Raw genomic sequence first — 23,302 nt, forward strand, 5'->3', positions numbered from 1 at the left:
GGCAACGCGCCTATAAAGGAAGGGCGTAGGTACCGGTGACATGGGCCACCAGGTCTTCCTCATTACTCTGCGAAAACACCCCGACCTCGCAGACGACCTGGCGCCGCCCCAGCTTGAGGATGCTCGCCTCGGCCAACAGGTCCTCGGGCCTGGGCTTGCTGAGGAAGTTGATGTTCAGGTTCGAGGTCACGGCCATCTCGACCGCCCCGAGACGCCCGAGAATGACCGCGTACATCGCCGCGTCGGCCAGCGCCATGATGGTCGGGCCGGACAGCGTTCCACCGGGACGCACCAGCTTGCCGTGAAAAGGTATGCGCGCCAGCGCATGTCGTTCGTCGAGACGCTCGACACGAAAATCGATGTCCTCGGCCATGGGCAGCCCCATGCGGATCAACGCCTGTACCTGCGCCGCGTTCATTGCCTGCTGACTCCTCATCATCGATGGCCGGCGCCCTGTACGCAGCCAGACCGGCACCGTACAATGCCCAGCCATTCCTCCCGATACAACCGACATAACGGCCAAAGATGCGTACCAGTCAGTATCTGCTTTCCACGCTCAAAGAAACCCCCGCCGACGCGGTGGTAATCAGCCATCAACTGCTGCTTCGCGCCGGCATGATCCGTCGCCTGGCCTCGGGTCTCTACACCTGGCTGCCAATGGGCCTGCGGGTACTGCGCAAGGTCGAGACCATCGTCCGCGAGGAAATGAACGCTGCCGGCGCCCTGGAAGTGCTGATGCCGGCGGTGCAGCCGGCCGAGCTGTGGCAGGAGTCGGGGCGCTGGGAGCAATACGGCCCTGAGCTGCTGCGCCTGAAGGACCGCCACGAGCGCGAATTCTGCGTAGGCCCGACCCACGAAGAAGTGATCACCGACCTCGCGCGCAACGAGCTGAACAGCTACAAGCAACTGCCGATCAACTTCTATCAGATCCAGACCAAGTTCCGCGATGAGATCCGCCCGCGCTTCGGCCTGATGCGCGGACGCGAATTCATCATGAAGGACGCCTATTCCTTCCACCTGAGCCAGGACTCGCTGCAGCAGACCTACGACGGGATGTACCAGGCGTACAGCAAGATCTTCTCCCGCCTCGGCCTGGATTTCCGTCCCGTGCAAGCCGACAACGGCTCCATCGGCGGCAGCGGCTCCCATGAGTTCCACGTGCTGGCCAACTCCGGCGAGGACGATATCGTCTTCAGCGACAGCTCCGACTACGCCGCGAACATCGAGAAGGCCGAAGCCGTGCCGCGCGAGAGCGCCCGCGGCAGCGCCACCGAGGACATGCGCCTGGTCGACACGCCCAACACCAAGACCATCGCGGCCCTGGTGGACGGCTTCCAGCTACCGATCGAGAAAACCATCAAGACCCTGGTGGTGCATGGCGCCGAAGAAGGCACCCTGGTCGCCCTGATCGTCCGCGGTGATCACGAGCTCAACGAAATCAAGGCTGCCAACCAGCCGCTGGTCGCCAGCCCGCTGGTATTCGCTTCGGAGGCCGAGATCCGTGCCGCCATCGGCGCCGGCCCCGGCTCGCTGGGCCCGGTCAACCTGCCGATCGCCTGCATCGTCGACCGCTCCGTCGCCCTGATGAGCGATTTCGCCGCTGGCGCCAACATCGAGGACAAGCACTACTTCGGCGTGAACTGGGAGCGCGACCTGCCGCTGCCCGAGGTCGCCGACCTGCGCAATGTCGTCGAAGGCGACCCCAGCCCGGACGGCAAGGGCACCCTGGTGATCAAGCGCGGCATCGAGGTCGGTCATATCTTCCAGCTTGGCACCAAGTACAGCGAAGCGATGAAGCTGAGCGTCCTGAGCGAACAGGGCAAGCCGGTCAACCTGATCATGGGCTGCTACGGCATCGGCGTATCCCGCGTGGTCGCCGCCGCCATCGAGCAGAACCATGACGAGCGCGGCATTCTCTGGCCAAGCGCACTGGCGCCGTTCCAGATCGCCCTGGTACCGCTGAAGTACGAAACCGAGAGCGTCAAGCAGGCGACCGACAAGCTCTATGCCGAGCTGACCGCAGCCGGTTTCGAAGTGCTGCTGGACGATCGCGACAAGAAGACCAGCCCCGGGGTGAAGTTCGCCGACATGGAGCTGATCGGCATTCCCCACCGCATCGTGGTCAGCGACCGCGGCCTCAGCGAAGGCGTCCTGGAATACAAGGGCCGCCGTGACAGCGAGTCGCAGAACCTGCCGATCGGCGAACTGATGTCGTTCATCACCGAAAAACTCAGCCGCTGAGCGTAACGATGCCCACCGGAAGACCCCTGCGCCTATTCGCCGCCGCCCTGTGCGGCGGCCTTCTGCTGAGCGGCTGTGCCAACCAGTTGCCGCAGCGTAGCGAGCATGAGGAGCGCGTCGAGCGGAAGCTGCTCGAACACACCCTGCAAGTCGATGTCGGCCAGCCCGATGTGCTCGAACTGCCGCAGCGCCGGGTCCGGATCAACGACCAGAAGTCCTTCGAGGTCACCGAGTTCGAGGTGACGCGCCGTTACGACCGCTATACGCCGTACCAGGCCTGGCGGGAGATCTACGAGATCCCGTTGGGCGCGATGGCGCTGGTGGCCGGCGTCGGAGCGAACATCGTCAACGTGGTGACCTTCGGCAGCGTACCGGACAACATCACCCACGGCTGGATCAACTACGGACTGGCCGGGGTGAATCCGTTCATGAACGTGGAATCCAACGGTCGCGCCGAACAGAATCTCGCGAGCATCGACGAGAAACAGCGCGACAAGCGCCTGGAATACTCCAGCCTGCCCTGGGCGGAGCGTCCGGTCCTGGTCAGTTCCGGCAAGGAACTCAACGAACTGCTTACCGACCGTCATGGCGTGCTGCGCCTCAACCTGCTCGACAGCCCCTTCGCCGAACAGGACATCAGCCGCATCTCGCAGATACACCTTTCGGTGAGCGACCCACAGGATGGTACCCGCGCCGATGCCAGCCTCCGCGTCAGCCGCAGCCTGCGCGGCAAGCTCCTGGAAGCTCACGCCCTGATCTATGACGACCTGGAAGGCGATGACGTCCACCACTGGGTCCATCGGGTGAAACGCCTCGCGGAGCTGGGCCTGGAAGAAGAAGCCAGCGAACTGGAACAGAGCCTGATCGAGCTCACGCGCAACGACCCCGAACTGCAGCAGCAGTTCATGCATGCCCTGCTCCGGGATGCCGGTCGCCTGGCCGCGGACCCTGGCGAGACGCCCTGACGGCGAACTCGCCTCGTCAGCGACGGACGACGAAGCCAGCGATCCCCTGCAGCGGCATTTGCTCGACCTCGACCGCAGAGACCTCCGCGTGCCGCGGGCCCCGCCCCAGCCATCGCTCCAGGGCTTTCGCCCGGTCCTCCTCACCCTCCCAGACGACTTCGACACGCCCGTCATCCAGGTTTCGCACCCAACCGTCGAGTTCGAGGCGATCAGCCTCTTCCCGGGTCGCCTGACGGAAACCGACGCCCTGTACCCGGCCGCCGACATAGGCATGCAAGCAGATCCTCGCCATCAGCGTCCCTCCCGCAAAGCCTCGAGCTGTTTCAATATGCCATCGGCCGTCTGCTCGCCCAGCAGACGCTGACGCATTTCCCCCCGAGCATCGACGATATAGGTGACGGGCAACGCTTCGCTGCGAGGGAGCTTGAAGCGAGGCGCCGGATCATCGGCCAGCACGGTGAAGCGAATCCCCATGCCATCGGCCGACTTCTTCAACTCGGCATCGCGCAGGCCATCGAAATTCACTCCAATGACGCGCCCGCCCTGCCCTCCCAGCACCTGCGCAAGGCGATTCATCTCCGGAATCTCGGTCCGGCAGGGCGCGCACCAGTCAGCCCAGTAATTGACCACCAGCCAATGCCCGTCCAACTGCTCCGCAGCGACAGGACGCCCGTCCTGGTCGACTCCGTAATCCGCCGAACAGCCCGCGAGAAACAACACCGCAGCAGCGCCCAGCGGGCGTAGCCAACTCCCCATGTCAGGAACCTCTCGAGTCAGGAAAACTTCGGCCGGACCAGGGCAACCCGGCGCGGCACTATGGCGAGACCTTACTGGAAGCCATCCACCTCTGCAAAACCGAGTGGAGACGAATATGGGAAGAAGAAGCCCCGATACTTCCTACAAGGCACAAAGTGCGAGAAGAGTCACGACGATCGCCGTCGAACCGCACAGTTTGACGCAAAGGACCACCCCTATAATCCGCGTGCCACACACGACACGACGACTCAACCGGCCGTATGCCCAGGCATCGGCAGGATCGACTTGGGGAGAAGTCGAGAGCGACGAGTCCGAAGCCCTTTTAAACGGACACACTGCTGCTTATGAAAGACCATCTGATCGGAAGCGTCCCCGCACACCTGGTGGATGCCGCACGCCCGACCCTGACAGCCCACGAGGGCCTGGTCGCGGACTACAACATTGCCGCCTGGCTACATCTTCCGGATGCCTGCGACCTGCTGGTGTCACTGGTGGTCAGCTATCTGGATGGCGGGCGCCAGCGCGAAGTGGCGGTGGATCACGGACGAATCGACCGCCAGCAACGCATCCTGCTTTCCGGCATTGCCCGCCTGCCCGTACGGCAGAAAGTGGAGAACATGCAGGTACGCCTGAAGTCGGCGACGGCCTTTTCCCGACTGGTCGTGGAGGAGTTCTTCGTACAAGCGGTGGAGCAGGAAAACAGGTCCCAGCAGGTGTCCGAAGCTTGAGCCGGATCGCTCAGCCCTGGCGCACCTGATCGAGCAGGGGTTCGTCCCGCGCTTTCTCAGGCGACGGTTCGCTGACGCTGCGCGCCGGCACCAGCGACTCCGGCCAACTGCTGAACTGCAGCCCGGTAATCCGGTTCAAACGCTCAAGCGCTGCCTGCTCATCCTTGTGATGCAAATGGACGACCTTGTTCGACATTGGGAGCATGAACGGGAACCTCGGCGGAACTACGGAGTGAAACGACTGTCACACGAGGGTTTGCCAGAAGCGTGCCAACAGCGCTTTCCCTGCGCTTGCTGGGGTTCCTCCGGCAGCATGCAGCGCCTCATGCACATCGTTCGCCGCAAACTGACACTTTACGTCACCTTCGCTCCCGAGGTTCCGTCCGCCAGCCAGTGGGCCAGGCTTTCTCCGAACAGCGCCTCCTGCTCCACCTGCAAGCGCTCCATGGCCTGCTGGAACGGCGGATACCACGCCTCGTCCAGATTCGCAGGCATGCGCTCTCGGCTAGGCATGGGCCAGGGGCAGCGATTCAGCAAGCGATGCAGACTGTAGGCGCCAAGATCCCGGCACAGCACCCACTCGCCTCCGCCGGCGCGGCAGACGAACTGCTCCTTCTCGAGAAAGTCCAGCAGTTCCTCCCACTCATCCTCGGGCAACAGCCAACCCGCACGATGCAAGTGGGTCAGGCGCAGCGACTGTCCAAGCTGCTGGCGCTGGTGGAACACCCTCAGCAAGCCGAGCAGGACGATCAGCTTGGGCAGCGAGCGCCGCCGCCAGAGACGGGAAGAAGAGAGATTGCAGACCAGCACCGCGCCGAACAGAACGATCATCCAGGAAAGATAGATCCACAGCAGGAAGATAGGCACGGTGGCGAAGGCACCGTAGATCAACTGGTAGCCGGGAAACAGGCTTACGTACAGCCCGAACAGGGTTTTCGCGGCTTCGAACAGTACCGCGGTGAACACGCCGCCCATCAGGGCATGGCGCACCGGGACCCGGGCGTTCGGGACCGCCGAATAGAGCAGGGTGAAGGCCGCCACGCTGAACGCCAGCGGCATCAGCCCCAGCAGCGTCTCTGCGCCCGGCAACGCGTCCGGGCCATGGAGCAGCGACAGCGAAGTGATGTAGGTGGTCACGGCGAAGCCGGCCCCCAGCAACAATGGGCCCAGGCTGAGGATCGCCCAGTAGAGGAGGAACCGCCCGACACCGCGGCGTGGCTGGCGAACCCGCCAGATCTCGTTGAAGGCTTTCTCGATGGTCACCAGCATGGTGAAGGCGGTGACTGCCAGAAAGACCACCCCGACCCAGGTCAGGTGCCGGGCCTGGGTGGTGAAACTCTTCAGGTAGGTTTCCACCGCTTCTCCAGCGGAAGGCACGAAATTGCGAAAGATGAAAGTCTGGATCGACTCGCCCATGCCATGGAATGCCGGAATCAGCGAAAGCATGGAAAACATCACCGTCATCATCGGCACTACCGCGAACAACGTGGTGTAGGTCAGCGCCGCCGCGCTGTTGGGAGCCTTGTCGGTGACGAAGCGATGAGCGAGGAAGCGAGCGAACTCGACCCCATCGTTGAAATGTTCGCGCATGCCCTCTCCTTGAAGTCGCGCCGGTTCTTCGCCGCTCGGGGCGGTACTTCGCGCCGACGGGTTCAGTCCTGGTCGACGAGGCGGTTAGAATAGCCGTCACTTCACCGGCCATGCGACCCCTGACATGAGCGAACTGATCCTGTTGCACAATCCGCGCTGCTCGAAATCCCGCGCAGCGCTCGAACTGCTCGAAGCCCGCGGCCTGCAACCGCAGGTGGTGCGCTATCTGGAAACCCCGCCGAGCGCCGCCGAGCTGAAAGCGATCCTGGCCAAGCTCGGCATTCCCGCCCGCCAGTTGCTGCGGACCGGGGAGGACGAATACAAGGCCCTCGGCCTGGATGAGCCCAGTCTTGGCGAAGAGGCCATCATCGAGGCAATGGCCAGGCATCCGAAGCTGATCGAGCGCCCGGTGCTGGTCGCGGGTGACAAGGCGGTGGTTGGCCGGCCTCCGGAAAGAGTCCTGGAGATCCTCGCTTGAGCAGTCCCTACATCCTGGTGCTGTACTACAGTCGCCATGGCGCTACCGCGGAAATGGCCCGGCAGATCGCCCGTGGCGTCGAACAGGGCGGCTTCGAGGCGCGCGTACGCACGGTTCCCGCGGTATCCACCGAATGCGAAGCGGTCGCCCCGGACATCCCCGCGGAGGGGGCGCTGTACGCAACCCTGGAGGACCTGAAGAACTGCGCGGGCCTGGCCCTCGGCAGCCCGACCCGCTTCGGTAACATGGCTTCCCCGCTGAAATACTTCCTCGACGGTACCAGTAGCCTGTGGCTGACCGGCGGCCTGGTCGGCAAGCCGGCAGCGGTCTTCACCTCCACCGCCAGCCTGCACGGCGGCCAGGAGACCACTCAGTTATCGATGCTGTTGCCGTTGCTGCACCACGGCATGCTGGTCCTGGGCATTCCCTACAGCGAACCCGCCCTGCTGGAAACCCGCGGCGGCGGCACGCCTTACGGCGCCAGCCACTTCGCCGGCGCCGATGGCAAGCGCAGCCTCGATGAGCACGAACTGACCCTGTGTCGCGCGCTGGGCAAACGCCTGGCGGAAACCGCCGGCAAGCTGGGGAGTTGAAATGGCCCGCAAGAACAAACCGCTGCCCGAAGTAGTGTGGCTGCAGCCGCGCCTGGCGCTCAGCCGCGCCATCAGCCTGGGAAGCTTCGTCGGCCTGGTCCTGCTCATCCTCATTCGCGACCTGATCTACGCGGACGCCCATGGTGCGGCGAGCTGGGTGCCCTGGCTGGTCCTCGCCTTCAAGCTGCTGCCGCTGCTGGTGGTGGCCCCCGGACTGCTCATGGGCAGCGCGCGCGGGCATGCCTGGGCCTGCTACGTGGTCAACCTGTATTTCATCCTCGGCGTACTCGCCGCCTTCGATCCCACGCAGCGCCTGTTCGGCTGGGCCGAAGTGCTACTCAGCGTGACCTTGTTCTGCGCCGCGCTGCTCTATACGCGCTGGCGATTCCAGTACGACCGACGGCTCGCCGGGGAACGCTGATGGTAAGGCAGGAGCCCCCTCCTGCCCTGCCGACCGCCGGGAAGCCTGCGGACAGCCAGCGCTCCGATACTGCCGGCGCATGGATGGAGAGACGGATAGAAGGCGGTCACTTCCTGCCGCAAGCGAAACCCAAGGACTGCGGCACGGCCATGCGGGAGTTCGCCGACGGACTGTCGACGCTTACCAGCCGAGGGTTTCCTTGAGGAAAGGAATGGTCAGCTTGCGCTGAGCCTGGAGCGAAGCGCGATCCAGTTGCTCCAGCAGATCGAACAGAGAGTTCATGCTGCGCGAACCGCGGTTGAGGATGAAACGACCGACTTCATCGGTCAGATGCAGGCCACGACGGGATGCCCGCAGTTGCAGGGCACGAAGCTTGTCCTCGTCGGAAAGACCGTGCAACTGGAAGATCAGCGCCATGGTGAGGCGGGACTTCAGGTCCGGCAGCTTGACCTGCAGCTCCCGGGGCGACTTCGATGCCGCCAGCAGCAGGCGCCGACCGGTATCACGCAGTCGATTGAACAGGTGGAACAGCCCCTCTTCCCATTCTCGCTTGCCAACCAGCACATCCAGGTCGTCGATGCAGACCAGCTCGCACTGCTCGAGATCGTCGAAGATTTCCGGGCCGTACTGCACCAGATCGGCCATCGGCAGGTAGATGGTTCGCTCTTCGAACTGCTCGAAACGCAAGCAGGCCGCCTGCAACAGGTGGCTGCGGCCGACGCCGTCGTGTCCCCAGAGGTAGATGAGGCTTTCCGCCCAGCCAGCCTCGGCTTCGCACAAACGCTCGACATATCCCAGTGCCGCGGCATTGGCACCGGGATAGTAGTTGGCGAAGGTGGCGTCGTCGCGCAGACGCACACTGAGGGGAAGCTGAATAGGTTTCATGCCAGGCTGGGCGGACAATCCGAAAACGCCGCAGGAGTCACCGTAAAGGCTGCAAAGTTTATACGCCTCGGCAAGGCCGCACAATGAGCAACTAGGCAAGCAAAATCAAAGGTTTGCCGATAGCCGAGGCTCCTTGCCCAGAGCATCGGCCGGTCGCGCGCCGGCCCGCTCCGTTGCATAGAAGCGGATCGGCGCGCCGACTCACTGCCAGCGGAAATTCAGTTGGGTCGACGACGGCACCGCCGCGCTGGGCGCTGCGGGCTGGCCGGAGGCATCCAGCGGTACGCTGTCGGCCGGGATTTCCTGCAACTGCGCCAGGCCCAGCTGGGCACGCAATTGCTCGGGACTGGCCTTCACGGAATAGTCGAGGCGATCGCCCCGCACGCCTACCAGACGCGCGCCGAACGGATCGAGCAGGCGTTGCAACTCGGCATAGCGTGCCAGTGTCGCGCCCTGGACCTGGAGGGTCAGGCCGGTCGCCGCTTCCGGCGTGGCAACGAAACGAGTGGACAGGCGGTTGCCGACGGCCAGCATCACGCTGTCTGCCAACGCGTCGGGCGTAGCGCCTTCAGCCTGGCCTTGCTCTCGCGAATCGCCCATCCACAGCCGCCATTGCGCCTGCCATTTGCCGTCCGCCTCCTTGGCGTCCACTGCCAGCAAGGCATCGGCGGCATAACGCTCAGAGGCTGCGCGCAGGGCATCGGGTTGGGCGGCGGTGAGGTTTTCCGGGGTACCGACGATCTGTTCGTCGAGATCCGCCAGAGGCAGGCGCAACGGCAAGCCGCGGTTCTGCGCCGCACGCTTGAGCGGTTCGGCCGAGGCCTGGTTGTCACCGACCAGGGAGCTGCCATCGGCGCTTTCGTTCAGCCACCAGGCCAGCACCGCCGGCCGGTTGGCGCCCCAGCTCGGCAGGCCGGCGGCCCGCAGCGCATTACCGGTGGCGGTCGGATCGAAATCGACCACCAGCGCCAGCGGCGGACCATTTTCGAAGGCGTACTGGCTGATCAGTTGCTGCGGATCCTTCAGGTACCCCGCCAATGCCGGGTTCTGCGGCGCCTGCGGATTGCCGGTCAGGCGCACCAGCAGGGTCTGCAGGGCTCGCACCAGTCCGGCATCGCGCTCCCCGGGCTGCTGCGACGAAACCGGCTCGTGGACCTGGTAGAGATTGGGGACCGTTGCCGCGAAGACGGGCAAGCCTAGCAGGGAAAAACAGAGAACGAAGAGTCGGGCTATGCGCATGGAGGGCTCTCGACGAACGGATGGGAACGGCGGCGACGAGCTGTGAAGGCCGCGCAAGTGGACCTATACCTTAAACAGCAGTCCGTCCAGCGGCAACCGAGATGGCCGCTGCGTGGCAAGCCTGATAAAATCGCGCGCCTTCAAAACCGGCAAACAGCGTTGCACGCCTGGGCGGCCGGCCGATCTCCGAATTACCCCTATAGGCCTGGATTTATGAGCAGCAAGCAACCCTCGTTGAGCTACAAGGACGCTGGTGTGGACATCGACGCCGGCGAAGCCCTGGTGGAACGCATCAAAGGCGTGGCCAAGCGCACCGCACGCCCGGAAGTGATGGGCGGCCTCGGCGGCTTCGGCGCCCTCTGCGAAATCCCGGCCGGCTACAAGCAGCCGGTGCTGGTATCCGGCACCGACGGGGTGGGCACCAAGCTGCGCCTGGCGCTCAACCTGAACAAGCACGACAGCATCGGCCAGGACCTGGTGGCGATGTGCGTCAACGACCTGGTGGTCTGCGGCGCCGAGCCGCTGTTCTTTCTCGACTACTACGCCACCGGCAAGCTCAACGTCGACGTCGCCGCCACCGTAGTCACCGGCATCGGTGCCGGTTGCGAACTGGCGGGCTGTTCCCTGGTCGGCGGCGAGACCGCCGAAATGCCCGGCATGTACGAAGGCGAAGACTATGACCTGGCCGGCTTCTGCGTCGGCGTCGTGGAAAAGGCCGAGATCATCGACGGCTCCAGGGTCCAGGCCGGCGACGCGCTTATCGCCCTGCCCTCCTCCGGCCCGCACTCCAACGGCTACTCCCTGATCCGCAAGATCATCGAGGTTTCCGGCGCCGACATCGCGCAGGTCCAACTCGACGGCAAGCCGCTGGCCGACCTGCTGATGGCGCCGACCCGCATCTACGTCAAGCCGCTGCTGCAACTGATCAAGCAGACCGGCGCGGTCAAGGCCATGGCTCACATTACCGGCGGCGGCCTGCTGGACAACATCCCGCGCGTCCTGCCGGACAACGCCCAGGCCGTGATCGATGTCGCCAGCTGGAACCGTCCGGCGGTATTCGACTGGCTGCAGGAACAGGGCAACGTCGACGAGACCGAGATGCATCGCGTACTCAACTGCGGCGTCGGCATGGTCATCTGCGTGGCCCAGAGCGACGCCGAGAAAGCCCTGGAAGTCCTGCGTGCCGCCGGCGAGCAACCCTGGCAGATCGGTCGCATCGAAACCTGCGGCGCGGACGCCGAGCGCGTGGTCCTGAACAATCTGAAAAACCACTGATGCCGAAACTCTGCAATGTCGTGGTGCTGATTTCCGGCTCCGGCAGCAACCTGCAGGCGCTGATCGACAGCCTCCGGGACGGCGCCACGCCGGCCCGGATCCGCGCGGTGATCTCCAACCGCGCGGACGCCTATGGCCTGGAACGCGCACGCCAGGCCGGCATCCAGACCGAGGTGCTCGATCACAAGGCCTATGCCGATCGCGAAAGCTTCGACGAGGCCCTGGCACAACGGATCGATGCCCATGAACCGCACCTGGTGATCCTTGCCGGGTTCATGCGCATCCTCAGCGCCGATTTCGTTCGCCATTACCAGGGGCGTCTGCTGAATATCCATCCCTCGTTGCTGCCGCGCCACAAAGGGCTGCATACCCATCAACGCGCCCTCGAAGCCGGCGACCGCGAGCACGGTTGCAGCGTGCACTTCGTGACGGAGGAACTCGATGGGGGGCCACTGGTCGTACAGGCAGTAATCCCGGTAGAGTCGCAAGATACGCCGGAACGCCTGGCCAGACGGGTTCACGAGGAAGAACACCGGATCTACCCGCTGGCCATGCGCTGGTTCGCCGAGGGCCGCTTGCGCCTGGGCGAACAGGGCGCCCTGCTGGATGGCCAGGCCCTGCCTGCCACCGGCCATCAGATTCGCACCAAGGAGATTCGCAATGCGTAAAGCCATGCTGTTCCTGCTGACGCTGCTGACCCTGCCGGCCTATGCTTTCGAGCTGAAGCCGTTCACCGCCAGCTATACCGCCGACTGGAAACAGATGCCCATCAGCGGCAACGCCTCCCGCAGCCTGAAGGCTCTCGGCGACGGCCGCTGGCAACTGGACTTCGAGGCCTCCATGCTGCTGGCCAGCCTCAACGAAGTCAGCACCTTCAAGGTCGAGAACGACACCTTCCTGCCGCAGACCTACCGCTTCGCCCGCCAGGGTCTGGGCAAAGGCAAGCAGATCGAACTGGACTTCGACTGGTCGCAGAAGCAGGTGCTCGGCAGCGACCGCGGCGATGCGGTGCGGCAACCCCTGAATCGCGGTCAACTGGACAAGTCCACCTATCAACTGGTCCTGCAGCATGACGTTGCCGACGGCAAGAAGAGCATGAGCTACCAGATCATCGAGGGCGAGGATGTCGATACCTACGACTTCCGGGTTCTCGGCGAGGAAAAGGTACGCACCCAGGCTGGCCTGATCAACGCGATCAAGGTCGAGCGCGTGCGTGATCCGGGCAAGAGCAACCGCAAGACCATCCTCTGGTTCGCCAAGGACTGGGACTACCTGCTGGTCCGCCTGTACCAGATGGAAACCGACGGCAAGGAATACCAGATCATGCTCAAGGAAGGCACCATCGACGGCAAGACCGTCACTGGCGAAAAGAGCTGATCCCCCCTCCCACGAAAAGCCGGGCCATTGCCCGGTTTTTTATTGCCCGCGGATCAGCCGCAGGCCTGGTGCTCGCGGCAGATCAGTTCGGCATCGACAGCGCTCAACGGCTCCCCGGTTAGACCGCAGAAGGGCGAACCCGCACGCCGTTGATGGAACCGGCAGGACCGACAAAGGCCGAAACCAGGCACATCCTCCTGACGCTGGATGACGACCAGAAGATCACGCAACAAGCCTTGCAAGTGTTCGCCCTTCTCGCCCAGTGCCGTGACGGCCTGCTCGAGGAACTGCGGCGGAATCACCGCCTCGATCAGCGCGCGCCCCGCATCGGTCAGCCGCAGATGAACGCTGCGCCGATCCCGCGCATCCGGCAGCTTGCTGATCAGCCCCCGCCCTTCCAGCACCTTGAGCGATTGCGACACTGTGCCCTTGGTCAAGCCGAGGTATTCGGTCACGCCCAGCGGAGTATCCGAATAGCGATTACAACGCGCCAGGTAATGCAAGGCGCTCAACTGCACCGGCTGCAGCTCAGCCACCAGCGGCTGCTCGCGGGACCAGGCACGCATCAGGCTGGTCAGCCTTTCCAGATAATCGTAAAGGGCGATGGCGGACATGGGATACCTCCTTGCCATTATAGTATCGACTAAAAACATGTTTGACAAAGAGGTCGCGCCTTGTTTAGGCTGAAAACGTATCGTATCGATACTAAATTCCTACAGGAGAATCAGCATGACCAAAGCCATCTACTACCACGCCGGCTGCGCAATCTGTGTCGAAGCCGAACGTTCCTTGCTGCCATTGCTCGATCGCAAGCAGGTGGACATCGAAGTGGTCCATCTCGCCGAACAATCGGCACGCATCGCCGAGGCGGAAAAGGCCGGGGTCAAGTCGGTTCCTGCCCTGGTTGTCGACGGACAGGTACTGCACCTTAACTTCGGTGCGGCGCTCAGCGATCTGAAATAAGGAGAACGGCCATGGAGGTGAAGATCTTCGACACCCATGTGCGAACCCGCGACGGCCGCTACCTGCACTTCGATGTCCTGGTCACGGAGGAGCTGGGGGCTCGCGCCGGCGAGTTCGCTCGACGCTGGCTCGCCGGAAGAGGCATAGACGAGGCCGATATCAGCCAGGGGCATTGCAGCTACTGCCATAGCGAGATTGCGACAGCAGAGGTTGCCGAAGCCATTCGGCTCCATGGCCATTACATCCTTCCCCTGGAAGGCTGTTGAGGCCAATGGACAGCTACCACCCGATCGCCTGCGATCTCCATGACTACCTGGAGATCGCCTGCCTCTACCGCTACCGGTTGCTCCTCGAACTCGAGGACGGTGTTCGCTTCGAAGCCGAGGCGCGCACGACGCATACCCGGGCCGTTCGGCCAGGCGGCAAGGAGGAATACCTTGAGGTGGCCGTCGAAGGAGCGACTCTGCTGCTGCGCCTGGATCGCCTGTTGGCGATTACCGCCCTCACGGAAGCGGCCTTGTTCGGCCGCATACGCCTGAGGGAAGAGGCCTGTTCCAGAGCATCCGGCATGCCATCTTCACACCTTGGAAACTGAAAAGGTTTTTCTCAATTCCAGGGCTATTTGATTAGCCTGCTATTGAAATAGGCTGGATTTGCCTTGATGCAGATCAACCCTGGAGCAGAGAAAGATGAGTGTGACAGTGACCGAGCGTGACGATGACCACAAATCCCGCGAGCTGCGTGCGCTTGGCCGCCGCTGCTGGGACGTGCATCAGCAGGGACTGCTGGTTGGCGTCTTCCATAACGAGGATGACGCCCACGCCTATCGGATCAAGCTGGAGAAAGAAGAAGAACTGCGGCAGATAGGTAAATCGGCCTGAACCATGCGCCCCCGCGTACTTCGGGGGCGCACCTTTGATCTCAGGTCCCGGAAAGGCTCCGGTCGAGACTGACGACTCCCGGCGGCAGGCTATCTTCCTGTACCCGTTGCCGAGGGGCACGCAACATTGCCCGAACCAGAGCCACCAGCACGCCGAACACCAACCCGCCCAGGAGACCCAAGGCCACCACCAAGGCCTTGCGCGGCTTGATCGGTTTCAGAGGGGTCGAAGCCTTCTGGTCGATCCGCACCAGTTCGATCTTCAGCTCGCTCGCCTTCAGAGTCTTGAGGCGCGCCTGCTCTCCACGCAGCTTGTCGATGTTTTCGAAGAAACGCTCCTCGCCCTTTCGAGCCTGCAGGTATTGCACTTCACGGTTGTTCTCCAGCTGCTTCAGCTCCTGCTGGATCTTCGCCACGCGGGGCTCGGTGAAGTCATCGCCCTTGCGTTTGAGCAAGGTATCGCGCTCGGCGGTCAAGGCATCGACACCCATGAAATACAGGGGTATCTGCTGGTTATTCACCTCGGTGCGGAAAACGCTGCGCGAGCCATCCTGCCCGACCTCTCCCAGTGCGCCCGGGGTCGTCGGCTTGACGATCCCCAGCCGGGTGGCGATCTGGATAGCCTCGTTGAGCTGCTGGATACGCGAATCGCGCACCATCTTCAGCCGCCCGCGCAACGCCTTGAGCTCATCCTCCAGGCCGGCCCGCCGGATGCTGTCCGCTTCCAGCAACCGGGCGATCTTGCCTTCCTTGCTAGCCTGGTAACTGGCACGCTTGCCTTCGATATCCTGCTCGAGGAATTGCAGGCGACCGTCGATACGTGCCTGGAGGTCGTCCAGGATTCGCTGGCGCTCGTTCTCGATGGTCGACGCGAGCATGCCGTTGAGAATGGCGGCACCATCCATGCCCTGGGGATACTGCATGGACAAGCGGAAGAAAGGCGCCGCCTGGGGGTCCTTCTTCAAGTCCGCCTGCTGCATGCTGAAGGCATCCTGGTTGAACTTCCAGAAAGCCTGCTCGGGGGACAGGCCCTCGGCGTTCAATTGCTGGAATAGCTCTGGATGGGCTTCGAAATACTCCAGCCTGCCGGAGTAGGCTGCCAGCTCGTTGCCGACGCGATCCAGCGCTTCCCGCGGAGTCAGGGCATACAGCCCGTTGACATTGACAGCCTCCAGGGCCTTGGTCTGGATCGGCCGCAACAGGACATCCACCTGGTAGGTCGGAACGGCCAACAGCGCGTAGGCGAGCGCAGCGGCGGTCGCCAAGGCCGCGATCAGCGCTATCAGCCATTTCGACGTCCACAATTGCTGGAACAGCTGAACGAGATCGATCTCCGAGGGCGAAGTCCCCGGAAGCTGTGAGGAAGGCATACCAACGTCCTTTTCGATAGGCGGCTAGCCCACAGATGCACGCAAAGGCAACCGTAGGATATTTCTGAGGAAAGGCATTATGCTATCGAAACGAAATCATCGGTAGTTATTTTAGAACTGCTTCGCATTCCAGAATTGGTAGTTGACCGGCATCCGTACCGGTCATGCGACACTCCGGATACAGACCTCACCACATGAGATCGTCGGGCACCACATAGTCCTTGTAGGGATCGTCTTCGTCCGGCTCCTGGCTCTGTACGTTGAGCAGCACCACCCGCCGCGGATCGCGCTCCTGGATCTTCACCGCCGCATCCCGGGGCACGATCTCGTAGCGTCCGTCATAGCTGACGATAGCCAGGCTGCCTCGGCTCAGCTTGTCGCGGATCAGGTCGTTGACCGCGATCCGCTTGACCTTCTTGGCGTCGACGAAATTGTAGTAGTCGTCGCTTTCCAGCTTGGGCAGGCGCGTCCCTTCGATAAGTTGCTTGATCTGCGCGGCCTTGGCCTTCTTCTCGGCTTTTTCCTGCTGCTGGCGGTTCAACTCCTGGTCGCGCGCCAGCTTTTCCGCCTTGGCCTGCTCCGCCGCCTGGCGCTGGGAGTCGTCCTTGTCGACCTGGTTCTTGTGCTCCAGACGCTGCTGTTTCTGTTTCTGCTTGGTGGCCTGCTTGGCCTGTTTCTCATTGACCAGCCCGGCTTTCAGCAACTGGTCACGCAATGACATACTCATTCGTCAACGACTCGCTCGCGTGGCACGCCCGGTGGGGTGCGGCATAATCTTCCAGCCGACTGGGGTTCAGCCGGCCCTCGCAGGGGGTATAATCCTCCAGCCTCAGCCGCCTCAACGCAAGTCTCGGCGGCTCGCAAACTGCCACGCATGCCCTGGAGACCCCTCCCTACCGTCCCGAGCACCCGCAGGCACTCCTCCCGGCCCCTGATATCGAAGGCATGGAAAGCAAGGCATGAGCGTTTCTCTCCTGGTAAAAGTCACTCTGGTGGGCCTGTTCGTCGCCAGCGTCCTGTTCGTCCATTTCCGTGGGCGCGCGCGCTTGCCCTTCCTGCGTCAACTGGTCAACCACTCCGCCTGGTTCGCCCCCTACAACTCGCTGATGTACCTGTTCTCCAGCGTTCCCTCGAAGCCCTATCTGGATCGCAGCCGTTTTCCGGAGCTGGACGAACTGAAGAACAATTGGCAAACCATCCGCGAAGAAGCCCTCAACCTGTTCGACGAGGGTTATATCCGGGCTGCCCTGAACAATAACGAAGCCGGCTTCGGCTCGTTCTTCAAGAAAGGCTGGAAGCGCTTCTACCTGACCTGGTACGACGGCCCGCTGCCCTCCGCCCAGCAGCTCTGCCCGAAGACCGTAGAGCTGGTGAGCCGCATCCCCAACGTCAAGGGCGCGATGTTCACCCTGCTTCCCGGCGGCAGCCACCTGAATCCGCACCGCGACCCCTTCGGCGGCTCGCTGCGCTATCACCTCGGCCTGTCCACGCCGAATTCGGACAGCTGCCGCATCTACGTCGACGGCCAGCCCTACGCGTGGCGTGATGGCGAAGACGTGATGTTCGACGAAACCTTCGTCCACTGGGTGAAGAACGAGACCGAGCAGACCCGGGTGATTCTCTTCTGCGATATCGAGCGGCCGCTCCGCTCCCGCCTGCTGACCCGCCTCAATCGCTGGATCAGCGGCATTCTCGGGCGTGCGACCGCACCGCAGAACGTCGAAGGCGAACGCGTCGGCAGCATCAACCAGGCCTACTCGGTCGCCATTCGCGGCGGCAATGCCATCGGCGCCCAGGTGAAGCGCTTCAAACGCGCCTACCCGAAGGCCTACCGAATCCTCCGCCCGGTGCTGGCGGTGATCCTGCTGGTCATCCTCTATCGTTGGATCTTCGGCTGATTCAGATGCCGTGGCAGCCCGGCTGCCACGGTAATTTTCCCATTAACAGCCGGGCGCGCTCCTCTCCGCTTTCTTGGCCTCGCCCCAGAGGCTGTCCAGTTCCTCCAGCGAACATTCTTCGGCTTTCCGGCCGGCTTCGCGCAGGTTCCGCTCGATGAATCGGAAGCGCCGCTCGAACTTGCCGTTGGCCTGGCGCAGAGCAGCCTCCGGATCGACCTTGAGATGCCGGGCCAGGTTGACCACGACGAACAGCAGGTCGCCAACCTCCTCGCCCACGGCACCCTCGTCACCCTCTGCCATCGCCTCGAGGACTTCGTCCAGCTCCTCGCGAACCTTGTCCACCACCGGCAGCGCTTCCGGCCAGTCGAAACCGACCTGCGCCGCGCGCTTCTGCAGCTTCGCCGCCCGTGACAACGCCGGCAGGGCGACAGGAACGTCATCCAGCAGCGACAACTGCTGCGGCTCCTTGGCCTTGGCGGCACGCTCCTCGGCCTTCAGTTCTTCCCAACGCTGCTTGACCGCCGCTTCGGCGAGCTTCGCCGCATCGGGCTTGCCATAGAGATCGCCATCGAGGAATACGTGGGGATGCCGACGGATCAGCTTGCGGGTGATGCCGTCCACCACCTCGTCGAAAGCGAAGCGATCCTCTTCGCGAGCCAACTGGCTGTAATAGACCACCTGGAACAGCAGGTCGCCCAGTTCCTCGCGCAATTGCGGGAAGTCCCCCTGCTCTATGGCGTCCGCTACTTCGTAGGCTTCTTCCAGGGTGTGCGGGACGATGGTCGCGTAGCTCTGCTGGAGATCCCAGGGGCAGCCGAATTCGGGATCGCGCAGGCGCGCCATGAGGTGGAGCAGGTCGTCGAGTCGGTACATGGGTATCTCGGGTCTTCAGTGAACGGTCCGGGCATTCTGCCCTTTCCGGAAACGAAAAGGCCACGGGCAGCCTGCGAGCGCCCGTGGCCTGTTTCCGCCTCGCCTCAAGGCGTACGGTTGCGCCGCGCCTCGATGATGTTGGGCAGTTGCGAAACGCGCGCCAGCAGGCGTCCAAGAGCGTCCAGACCGGGAATCTCGATGGTCAGTTGCATGGTCGCGGTGTTGTCTTCCTTGTTCGAACGGGTATTCACCGCCAGAACGTTGATCCGCTCATTGAGCAGCACCTGGGACACGTCGCGCAACAGGCCGGAACGATCATAGGCACGGATCGCGATATCCACCGGATAGGTGCGAACCGGCTCCGGCCCCCAGCTGACCTGGATCATCCGCTCCGGTTCGCGTCCCGCCAGTTGCAGCGCGGTGGCGCAATCCTGGCGGTGGATGGTGACCCCACGGCCCAGCGTGATGTAGCCGACGATGGGATCTCCCGGCAGCGGCTGGCAGCAGCCGGCCATCTGCGTCAGGAGGTTGCCGACACCCTGGATCTGCACGTCGCCGCGCTTGCCGTGGCCGATCTTGCTCGGCTTGCGCGGGATCAGTTCGAGTTGCTCGCTGTCGCGGTCCGGCTCGACCAGTTGCTGGGCATAGTTGACCAGGTGCGCCAAGCGCAGGTCGCCGGCGCCGAGAGCGGCGAACATATCCTCGGCGGTACGCACGTTGGCCTTCTCCGCCAGCCGGTCGAAATCCACCGGCGGCAGCGCCAGGCGCGACAGCTCGCGTTCGATCAGGGCCTTGCCGGCAGCGACGTTCTGGTCCCGCGCCTGCAGCTTGAACCAGTGGACGATCTTCGCCCGCGCCCGGGAGGTGGTGACGTAGCCCAGGTTGCTGTTCAGCCAGTCACGGCTCGGACCGCTGTGCTTGCCGGTGATGATCTCGACCTGCTCGCCGGTCTGCAGGCTGTAGTTCAGCGGCACGATGCGTCCGTTGATCTTCGCCCCGCGGCAGTTGTGCCCGACCTCAGTGTGGACCCGATAGGCGAAATCCAGCGGGGTCGCGCCCTTGGGCAGGTCGATGGCGTGGCCGTCGGGAGTGAAGACGTAGACCCTGTCCGGCTCGATATCGACCCGCAGTTGCTCCGCCAGGCCACCGATGTCGCCCAGTTCCTCGTGCCATTCGAGCACCTGGCGCAGCCAGGAGATCTTTTCCTCGTAATGGTTGGAACTGGCCTTGACGTCGGTCCCCTTGTAGCGCCAGTGCGCGCAGACCCCGAGCTCCGCCTCTTCGTGCATGGAGTGGGTACGGATCTGTACTTCCAGCACCTTCCCCTCGGGGCCGATCACTGCGGTATGCAGCGAGCGATAGCCGTTTTCCTTGGGGTTGGCGATGTAGTCGTCGAATTCCTTGGGAATGTGCCGCCAGAGGGTATGCACGATGCCCAGCGCGGTGTAGCAGTCGCGCATCTCCGGAACGAGCACGCGCACGGCGCGAACGTCGTAGATCTGGCTGAAGTCCAGGCCCTTGCGCTGCATCTTGCGCCAGATCGAATAGATGTGTTTCGCCCGCCCGCTGAGATCGGCCTGTACGCCGGTGGCCGCGAGAGCTTCCTTCAACTGGCTCATCACGTTGGCGATGTACTGCTCGCGATCCAGCCGGCGCTCGTGCAGCAGCTTGGCGATCTGCTTGTACTGGTCGGGCTCGAGGTAGCGGAAGGACAGGTCCTCCAGCTCCCACTTGATATGCCCGATGCCCAGGCGGTGGGCCAGCGGCGCGTAGATATCGAAGACTTCCCGGGCGACGCGGTGGCGCTTTTCCTCGTCGGCGTTCTTCACCGCGCGAATGGCGCAGGTGCGCTCGGCCAGCTTGATCAGGGCGACGCGAACGTCGTCGACCATCGCCACCAGCATCTTGCGCAGGTTCTCCACCTGCGCCTGGGTACCCAGCACCATGGAATGGCGCGGATTGAGGCTGGCGCTGATTGCGGCCATGCGCAGCACGCCCTCGATCAGCTTGGCCACCACCGGCCCGAAATGCTTGTTGACCGCTTCCAGGGTGATCTTGCCTTCCCGCACGCCTCGATAGATGACCGCGGCGACCAGGGACTCCTGATCCAGCTTGAGGTCCGCGAGGATCTCGGCGATTTCCAGTCCGGTCTGGAAGCTGGACGTGCCTTCCGCCCAGGAGTTCTGTGCGGCGATCGCTCGCTGCTCGGATTCGCGAGCGAACTCGCAAGCCTCCAGCAAGCCCTGACGATCGAGCCCGGGGACGAGGTTCTGGACGTGGTCCAGCCAGGCCTCGAGGTTGATACTGCCGTCGGTGTTGACCGGCTGGTGCGCTCTCACCTGTACCATCTTGCCTACCCTTTACCACGGTGCGCGTAGCCCACCGATGACTGCGCCAGCCTTCGAACGGGCTGGTCGGATTACGCAGGCATCCTAGCCTGCCTCGAACAAAGCCATGGCCTCGACATGTGCGGTCTGCGGAAACATATCGAGGATTCCGGCGCGCTTCAGACGATAGCCCTGCCTGGCCATTTCGCCAGCATCGCGCGCCAGGGTCGCCGGATTGCAGGATACATAGACTACCCTCCGGGCACCCAGAGAACTCATTTCGCGTACCGCCTCGAACGCGCCGTCGCGCGGCGGATCGAGCAGCACAGCGGTAAAACCTTGCTCCGCCCAGGGCGCTTCGGCAAGCGCTTTGGACAGGTCGGCCTGGAAAAAGTGCGCGTTGCCAAGGCCATTGGCCAGCGCGTTGGCGCCTGCCCGCTCGACCATCGCCGCCACGCCCTCCACCCCGACTACCCGCGCCACCCGGCGCGCCAACGGCAGGGAGAAATTGCCCAGCCCGCAGAACAGGTCGAGGACCCGCTCGTCGGCGGTCGGCGCCAGCCAGTCAAGGGCCTGGCGGATCATCGACTCGTTCACCGGCGCATTGACCTGGACGAAGTCTCCGGGTCGGTATGCCAGAGTCAGTTGCCAGTCACCCAAGGAGTAGCCCAGTTCGGCGGCCGGCTCCACCGGCAAGGGCTGTTCCGCACCTTGCAGCCAGAGCTGGGCTTGGTGTGCGGAGCAGAAAGCGGCCAGGCGCTGGCGATCCTCGTCGACCAGGGCCGTCGTATGCCGCAACAGCAATGCACTGGCCGTGCCATGGAAGAGCTCCACGTGGCCGATGCTTTCCGGCTTGCGGAAGTCCTGCAGAAGAGCAGGCAGGGCACGGGCAATCGTTTGCAAAGGCGGCACCAGGACCAGGCACTCATCGAAGGCGACGATCTCCTGGCTGGCCGAGGCACGGAAGCCGACATCCAGACGCCGCGCCCTGGCATCCCAGCGCACGGCGATCCGAGCGCGGCGCCGATAGCCGAATTCGGGCCCGACCAGGGGGGCGGCCCATTCTTCCGGCTCGATCCCGGCGAAACGCTGCAACTGCTCCTGCAAGGTACGCTGCTTCAGGGCCAACTGCTCGCCGTGTTCCAGGTGCTGCAGGGTGCAGCCGCCGCAGCGTCCCGCTACAGTGCAGGGCTCGCGGCGACGCAGGTCGCTACTGCTGAACAGGCGCTCGCTGCGCGCGTCGACCACCTTGCTTCGCGCGCCCAGCACCCGGGCCTCAAGTTCCTCGCCAGGCAGCCCGCCGCTGACGAACCAGGTCATCCCCGCCTCGTGGGCGATACCTCGGCCGTCATGGGCCAGGCGCTCGATGGCCAGGCGCTGCTTCTTGCCTACCGGTATCGCGGGACCGCGCGCACCACCGCTGGGCTGGAAGCGCAGCCCGCCCTTATTTCTGGCCATGGACATGCTCAGCGCGGGTCATAGACGCCGGAAGACAGGTAGCGGTCGCCGCGGTCGCAGATGATCGCCACCAGCACGGCATTCTCCAGTTCGCGGGACAGGCGCAGCATCGCCGCCACCGCCCCACCGGAGGACACGCCGCAGAAGATGCCTTCCTCGCGGGCCAGCCGGCGCATGATGTCCTCGGCTTCGTCCTGGTGCATGTCGACGACCCGGTCGACGCGACTGGCGTCATAGATCTTCGGCAGGTATTCCTGCGGCCAGCGTCGGATTCCCGGGATGGCCGAGCCCTCCATGGGTTGCAGGCCGACGATCTGCACCGCCGGGTTCTGCTCCTTGAGGTAGCGCGAGACGCCCATGATGGTCCCGGTGGTGCCCATGGAGCTGACGAAATGGGTGATGCTGCCGCCGGTCTGCTGCCAGATTTCCGGGCCGGTGCTGTGGTAATGGGCTTCCGGGTTGTCGCCATTGGCGAACTGGTCGAGGACCTTGCCGCGGCCTTCGCGCTGCAGCTTGTCGGCCAGATCGCGCGCGCCCTCCATGCCCTCTTCCTTGCTGACCAGAATGAGCTCGGCGCCATAGGCGGTCATCGCCGCCTTGCGTTCAGCCGTGGAGTTGTCCGGCATGATCAGGATCATCTTGTAACCCTTGATCGCCGCCGCCATGGCCAGGGCGATGCCGGTGTTGCCGGAAGTAGCCTCGATCAGCGTATCGCCGGGGCGGATGTCGCCGCGCAGTTCGGCACGGGTGATCATCGACAGGGCCGGGCGGTCCTTCACCGATCCCGCCGGGTTGTTGCCTTCGAGCTTCACCAGCAGGGTATTGGAGGTTTCCCCGGGAAGGCGCTGCAGACGCACCAGAGGGGTATTGCCAACGCAGTCGGCGATAGTCGGGTACTGCACGGTCATGGAGGCACTCGTTCGGCACTGACGGTAAAGGCTGAGCATGATACCGGGAAACTGGGGCCGGACCCTAGCACCGCAAT

28 protein-coding genes are annotated in these 23,302 nt (G+C 63.7%); 14 read left to right on the forward strand and 14 right to left on the reverse strand.

Annotation, left to right across the window (positions count from 1 at the left end):
* Positions 1-10: 10 nt before the first annotated feature.
* On the reverse strand, positions 11-418 hold the full coding sequence (locus tag ACM0M4_RS21825) for a PaaI family thioesterase (RefSeq protein WP_003086091.1): 408 nt from the start codon (positions 416-418) through the stop codon (positions 11-13).
* A 107-nt stretch (positions 419-525) separates the two neighbouring features.
* Here ACM0M4_RS21825 and ACM0M4_RS21830 point away from each other — a divergent pair, with 107 nt between their 5' ends.
* Both ACM0M4_RS21830 and ACM0M4_RS21835 read left to right on the forward strand, forming a co-directional pair.
* Positions 526-2,241, forward strand: coding sequence for a proline--tRNA ligase (locus ACM0M4_RS21830; RefSeq protein ID WP_003120706.1), 1,716 nt, complete (start codon positions 526-528; stop codon positions 2,239-2,241).
* Positions 2,242-2,249: 8 nt separating this feature from the next.
* The gene (locus tag ACM0M4_RS21835; protein ID WP_115288843.1) at positions 2,250-3,206 is read left to right on the forward strand and encodes a hypothetical protein; all 957 of its coding nucleotides are present in this window, start codon (positions 2,250-2,252) and stop codon (positions 3,204-3,206) included.
* A gap of 16 nt (positions 3,207-3,222) precedes the next feature.
* On the opposite strand, the gene ACM0M4_RS21840 is transcribed toward ACM0M4_RS21835, so the two are convergent.
* Both ACM0M4_RS21840 and ACM0M4_RS21845 read right to left on the reverse strand, forming a co-directional pair.
* On the reverse strand, positions 3,223-3,498 hold the full coding sequence (locus ACM0M4_RS21840; RefSeq protein ID WP_003102385.1) for an acylphosphatase: 276 nt from the start codon (positions 3,496-3,498) through the stop codon (positions 3,223-3,225).
* Positions 3,498-3,962, reverse strand: a complete 465-nt coding sequence (locus tag ACM0M4_RS21845; protein WP_017148810.1) for a TlpA disulfide reductase family protein — start codon at positions 3,960-3,962, stop codon at positions 3,498-3,500. The genes ACM0M4_RS21840 and ACM0M4_RS21845 overlap by 1 nt, the downstream gene beginning before the upstream one ends.
* Before the next feature lie 344 nt (positions 3,963-4,306).
* Between ACM0M4_RS21845 and ACM0M4_RS21850 the strand changes: the two genes are divergently transcribed.
* Positions 4,307-4,690, forward strand: coding sequence for a hypothetical protein (locus ACM0M4_RS21850; protein ID WP_003109947.1), 384 nt, complete (start codon positions 4,307-4,309; stop codon positions 4,688-4,690).
* Positions 4,691-4,700: 10 nt separating this feature from the next.
* Here the strand turns inward: ACM0M4_RS21850 and ACM0M4_RS21855 are convergent, their stop codons facing one another.
* Together ACM0M4_RS21855 and ACM0M4_RS21860 are read right to left on the reverse strand one after the other, a co-directional pair.
* A complete protein-coding gene (locus ACM0M4_RS21855; protein WP_003112577.1) occupies positions 4,701-4,886 on the reverse strand; it encodes a hypothetical protein in 186 nt (61 codons plus the stop codon).
* A gap of 158 nt (positions 4,887-5,044) precedes the next feature.
* Positions 5,045-6,280, reverse strand: a complete 1,236-nt coding sequence (locus ACM0M4_RS21860) for a YihY family inner membrane protein (protein ID WP_029611031.1) — start codon at positions 6,278-6,280, stop codon at positions 5,045-5,047.
* 124 nt (positions 6,281-6,404) lie between these two features.
* On the opposite strand from ACM0M4_RS21860, the gene arsC reads away from it, so the two are divergent.
* From arsC to ACM0M4_RS21875, 3 genes are read left to right on the forward strand one after another with little or no spacing between them, the layout of a single operon-like run.
* On the forward strand, positions 6,405-6,758 hold the full coding sequence (arsC, locus tag ACM0M4_RS21865; RefSeq protein WP_003112580.1) for an arsenate reductase (glutaredoxin): 354 nt from the start codon (positions 6,405-6,407) through the stop codon (positions 6,756-6,758).
* Positions 6,755-7,351, forward strand: coding sequence for an NAD(P)H:quinone oxidoreductase (gene wrbA, locus ACM0M4_RS21870; RefSeq protein WP_003102394.1), 597 nt, complete (start codon positions 6,755-6,757; stop codon positions 7,349-7,351). Before arsC ends, wrbA begins: the two co-directional genes overlap by 4 nt.
* A 1-nt stretch (position 7,352) precedes the next feature.
* Positions 7,353-7,772, forward strand: coding sequence for a DUF2069 domain-containing protein (locus ACM0M4_RS21875; RefSeq protein WP_003117100.1), 420 nt, complete (start codon positions 7,353-7,355; stop codon positions 7,770-7,772).
* Positions 7,773-7,952: 180 nt separating this feature from the next.
* Here ACM0M4_RS21875 and hda read toward each other — a convergent pair whose 3' ends face one another.
* Both hda and ACM0M4_RS21885 read right to left on the reverse strand, forming a co-directional pair.
* Entirely contained in the window at positions 7,953-8,657 is a 705-nt protein-coding gene (gene hda, locus ACM0M4_RS21880) for a DnaA regulatory inactivator Hda (RefSeq protein ID WP_003102398.1), read from the reverse strand.
* A gap of 201 nt (positions 8,658-8,858) precedes the next feature.
* Positions 8,859-9,896 (reverse strand): DUF2066 domain-containing protein, encoded by a 1,038-nt coding sequence (locus ACM0M4_RS21885; RefSeq protein ID WP_003112582.1) that lies wholly within the window; start codon positions 9,894-9,896, stop codon positions 8,859-8,861.
* 213 nt (positions 9,897-10,109) lie between these two features.
* On the opposite strand from ACM0M4_RS21885, the gene purM reads away from it, so the two are divergent.
* From purM to ACM0M4_RS21900, 3 genes are read left to right on the forward strand one after another with little or no spacing between them, the layout of a single operon-like run.
* Entirely contained in the window at positions 10,110-11,171 is a 1,062-nt protein-coding gene (gene purM / locus ACM0M4_RS21890) for a phosphoribosylformylglycinamidine cyclo-ligase (RefSeq protein ID WP_003112583.1), read from the forward strand.
* Positions 11,171-11,839: a phosphoribosylglycinamide formyltransferase gene (purN, locus tag ACM0M4_RS21895; RefSeq protein ID WP_003112584.1), complete on the forward strand. Its 669-nt coding sequence runs from the start codon at positions 11,171-11,173 to the stop codon at positions 11,837-11,839. The genes purM and purN overlap by 1 nt, the downstream gene beginning before the upstream one ends.
* The gene (locus ACM0M4_RS21900) at positions 11,832-12,548 is read left to right on the forward strand and encodes a DUF3108 domain-containing protein (RefSeq protein ID WP_003086061.1); all 717 of its coding nucleotides are present in this window, start codon (positions 11,832-11,834) and stop codon (positions 12,546-12,548) included. Before purN ends, ACM0M4_RS21900 begins: the two co-directional genes overlap by 8 nt.
* Before the next feature lie 53 nt (positions 12,549-12,601).
* Here the strand turns inward: ACM0M4_RS21900 and ACM0M4_RS21905 are convergent, their stop codons facing one another.
* Positions 12,602-13,162 carry a MarR family winged helix-turn-helix transcriptional regulator gene (locus ACM0M4_RS21905; protein WP_003086060.1) on the reverse strand — a complete coding sequence of 187 codons (561 nt, stop codon included), beginning with the start codon at positions 13,160-13,162 and terminating at the stop codon, positions 12,602-12,604.
* Between the two features lie 115 nt (positions 13,163-13,277).
* Between ACM0M4_RS21905 and ACM0M4_RS21910 the strand changes: the two genes are divergently transcribed.
* The 4 genes from ACM0M4_RS21910 to ACM0M4_RS21925 all read left to right on the forward strand — a co-directional run bounded on the left by ACM0M4_RS21910 (position 13,278) and on the right by ACM0M4_RS21925 (position 14,392).
* On the forward strand, positions 13,278-13,511 hold the full coding sequence (locus ACM0M4_RS21910) for a glutaredoxin family protein (protein ID WP_003086058.1): 234 nt from the start codon (positions 13,278-13,280) through the stop codon (positions 13,509-13,511).
* Positions 13,512-13,522: 11 nt separating this feature from the next.
* Positions 13,523-13,777, forward strand: coding sequence for a DUF2024 family protein (locus ACM0M4_RS21915; RefSeq protein WP_003086057.1), 255 nt, complete (start codon positions 13,523-13,525; stop codon positions 13,775-13,777).
* Positions 13,778-13,782: 5 nt separating this feature from the next.
* Positions 13,783-14,106, forward strand: a complete 324-nt coding sequence (locus ACM0M4_RS21920; RefSeq protein ID WP_019725916.1) for a Rho-binding antiterminator — start codon at positions 13,783-13,785, stop codon at positions 14,104-14,106.
* A 94-nt stretch (positions 14,107-14,200) separates the two neighbouring features.
* Positions 14,201-14,392, forward strand: coding sequence for a hypothetical protein (locus ACM0M4_RS21925; protein WP_003454532.1), 192 nt, complete (start codon positions 14,201-14,203; stop codon positions 14,390-14,392).
* Between the two features lie 40 nt (positions 14,393-14,432).
* Here the strand turns inward: ACM0M4_RS21925 and ACM0M4_RS21930 are convergent, their stop codons facing one another.
* The gene (locus ACM0M4_RS21930; protein ID WP_047689616.1) at positions 14,433-15,761 is read right to left on the reverse strand and encodes a Wzz/FepE/Etk N-terminal domain-containing protein; all 1,329 of its coding nucleotides are present in this window, start codon (positions 15,759-15,761) and stop codon (positions 14,433-14,435) included.
* Positions 15,762-15,948: 187 nt separating this feature from the next.
* A complete protein-coding gene (locus tag ACM0M4_RS21935) occupies positions 15,949-16,488 on the reverse strand; it encodes a DUF2058 domain-containing protein (RefSeq protein WP_003086049.1) in 540 nt (179 codons plus the stop codon).
* 232 nt (positions 16,489-16,720) lie between these two features.
* Between ACM0M4_RS21935 and lpxO2 the strand changes: the two genes are divergently transcribed.
* Positions 16,721-17,659 carry a lipid A hydroxylase LpxO2 gene (gene lpxO2, locus ACM0M4_RS21940; RefSeq protein WP_079741943.1) on the forward strand — a complete coding sequence of 313 codons (939 nt, stop codon included), beginning with the start codon at positions 16,721-16,723 and terminating at the stop codon, positions 17,657-17,659.
* A 42-nt stretch (positions 17,660-17,701) separates the two neighbouring features.
* Here lpxO2 and mazG read toward each other — a convergent pair whose 3' ends face one another.
* The 4 genes from mazG to cysM all read right to left on the reverse strand — a co-directional run bounded on the left by mazG (position 17,702) and on the right by cysM (position 23,225).
* Positions 17,702-18,532: a nucleoside triphosphate pyrophosphohydrolase gene (gene mazG / locus ACM0M4_RS21945; protein WP_003086045.1), complete on the reverse strand. Its 831-nt coding sequence runs from the start codon at positions 18,530-18,532 to the stop codon at positions 17,702-17,704.
* 104 nt (positions 18,533-18,636) lie between these two features.
* Positions 18,637-20,880 carry a GTP diphosphokinase gene (relA, locus tag ACM0M4_RS21950; RefSeq protein WP_003086042.1) on the reverse strand — a complete coding sequence of 748 codons (2,244 nt, stop codon included), beginning with the start codon at positions 20,878-20,880 and terminating at the stop codon, positions 18,637-18,639.
* Positions 20,881-20,964: 84 nt separating this feature from the next.
* Entirely contained in the window at positions 20,965-22,317 is a 1,353-nt protein-coding gene (gene rlmD / locus ACM0M4_RS21955) for a 23S rRNA (uracil(1939)-C(5))-methyltransferase RlmD (protein ID WP_023117551.1), read from the reverse strand.
* Between the two features lie 8 nt (positions 22,318-22,325).
* Positions 22,326-23,225 carry a cysteine synthase B gene (gene cysM / locus ACM0M4_RS21960; protein ID WP_003102419.1) on the reverse strand — a complete coding sequence of 300 codons (900 nt, stop codon included), beginning with the start codon at positions 23,223-23,225 and terminating at the stop codon, positions 22,326-22,328.
* Positions 23,226-23,302: the final 77 nt, after the last annotated feature.

Source organism: Pseudomonas sp. 18-147 (assembly GCF_051048045.1).
Classification (GTDB): Bacteria; Pseudomonadota; Gammaproteobacteria; order Pseudomonadales; family Pseudomonadaceae; genus Pseudomonas; species Pseudomonas aeruginosa.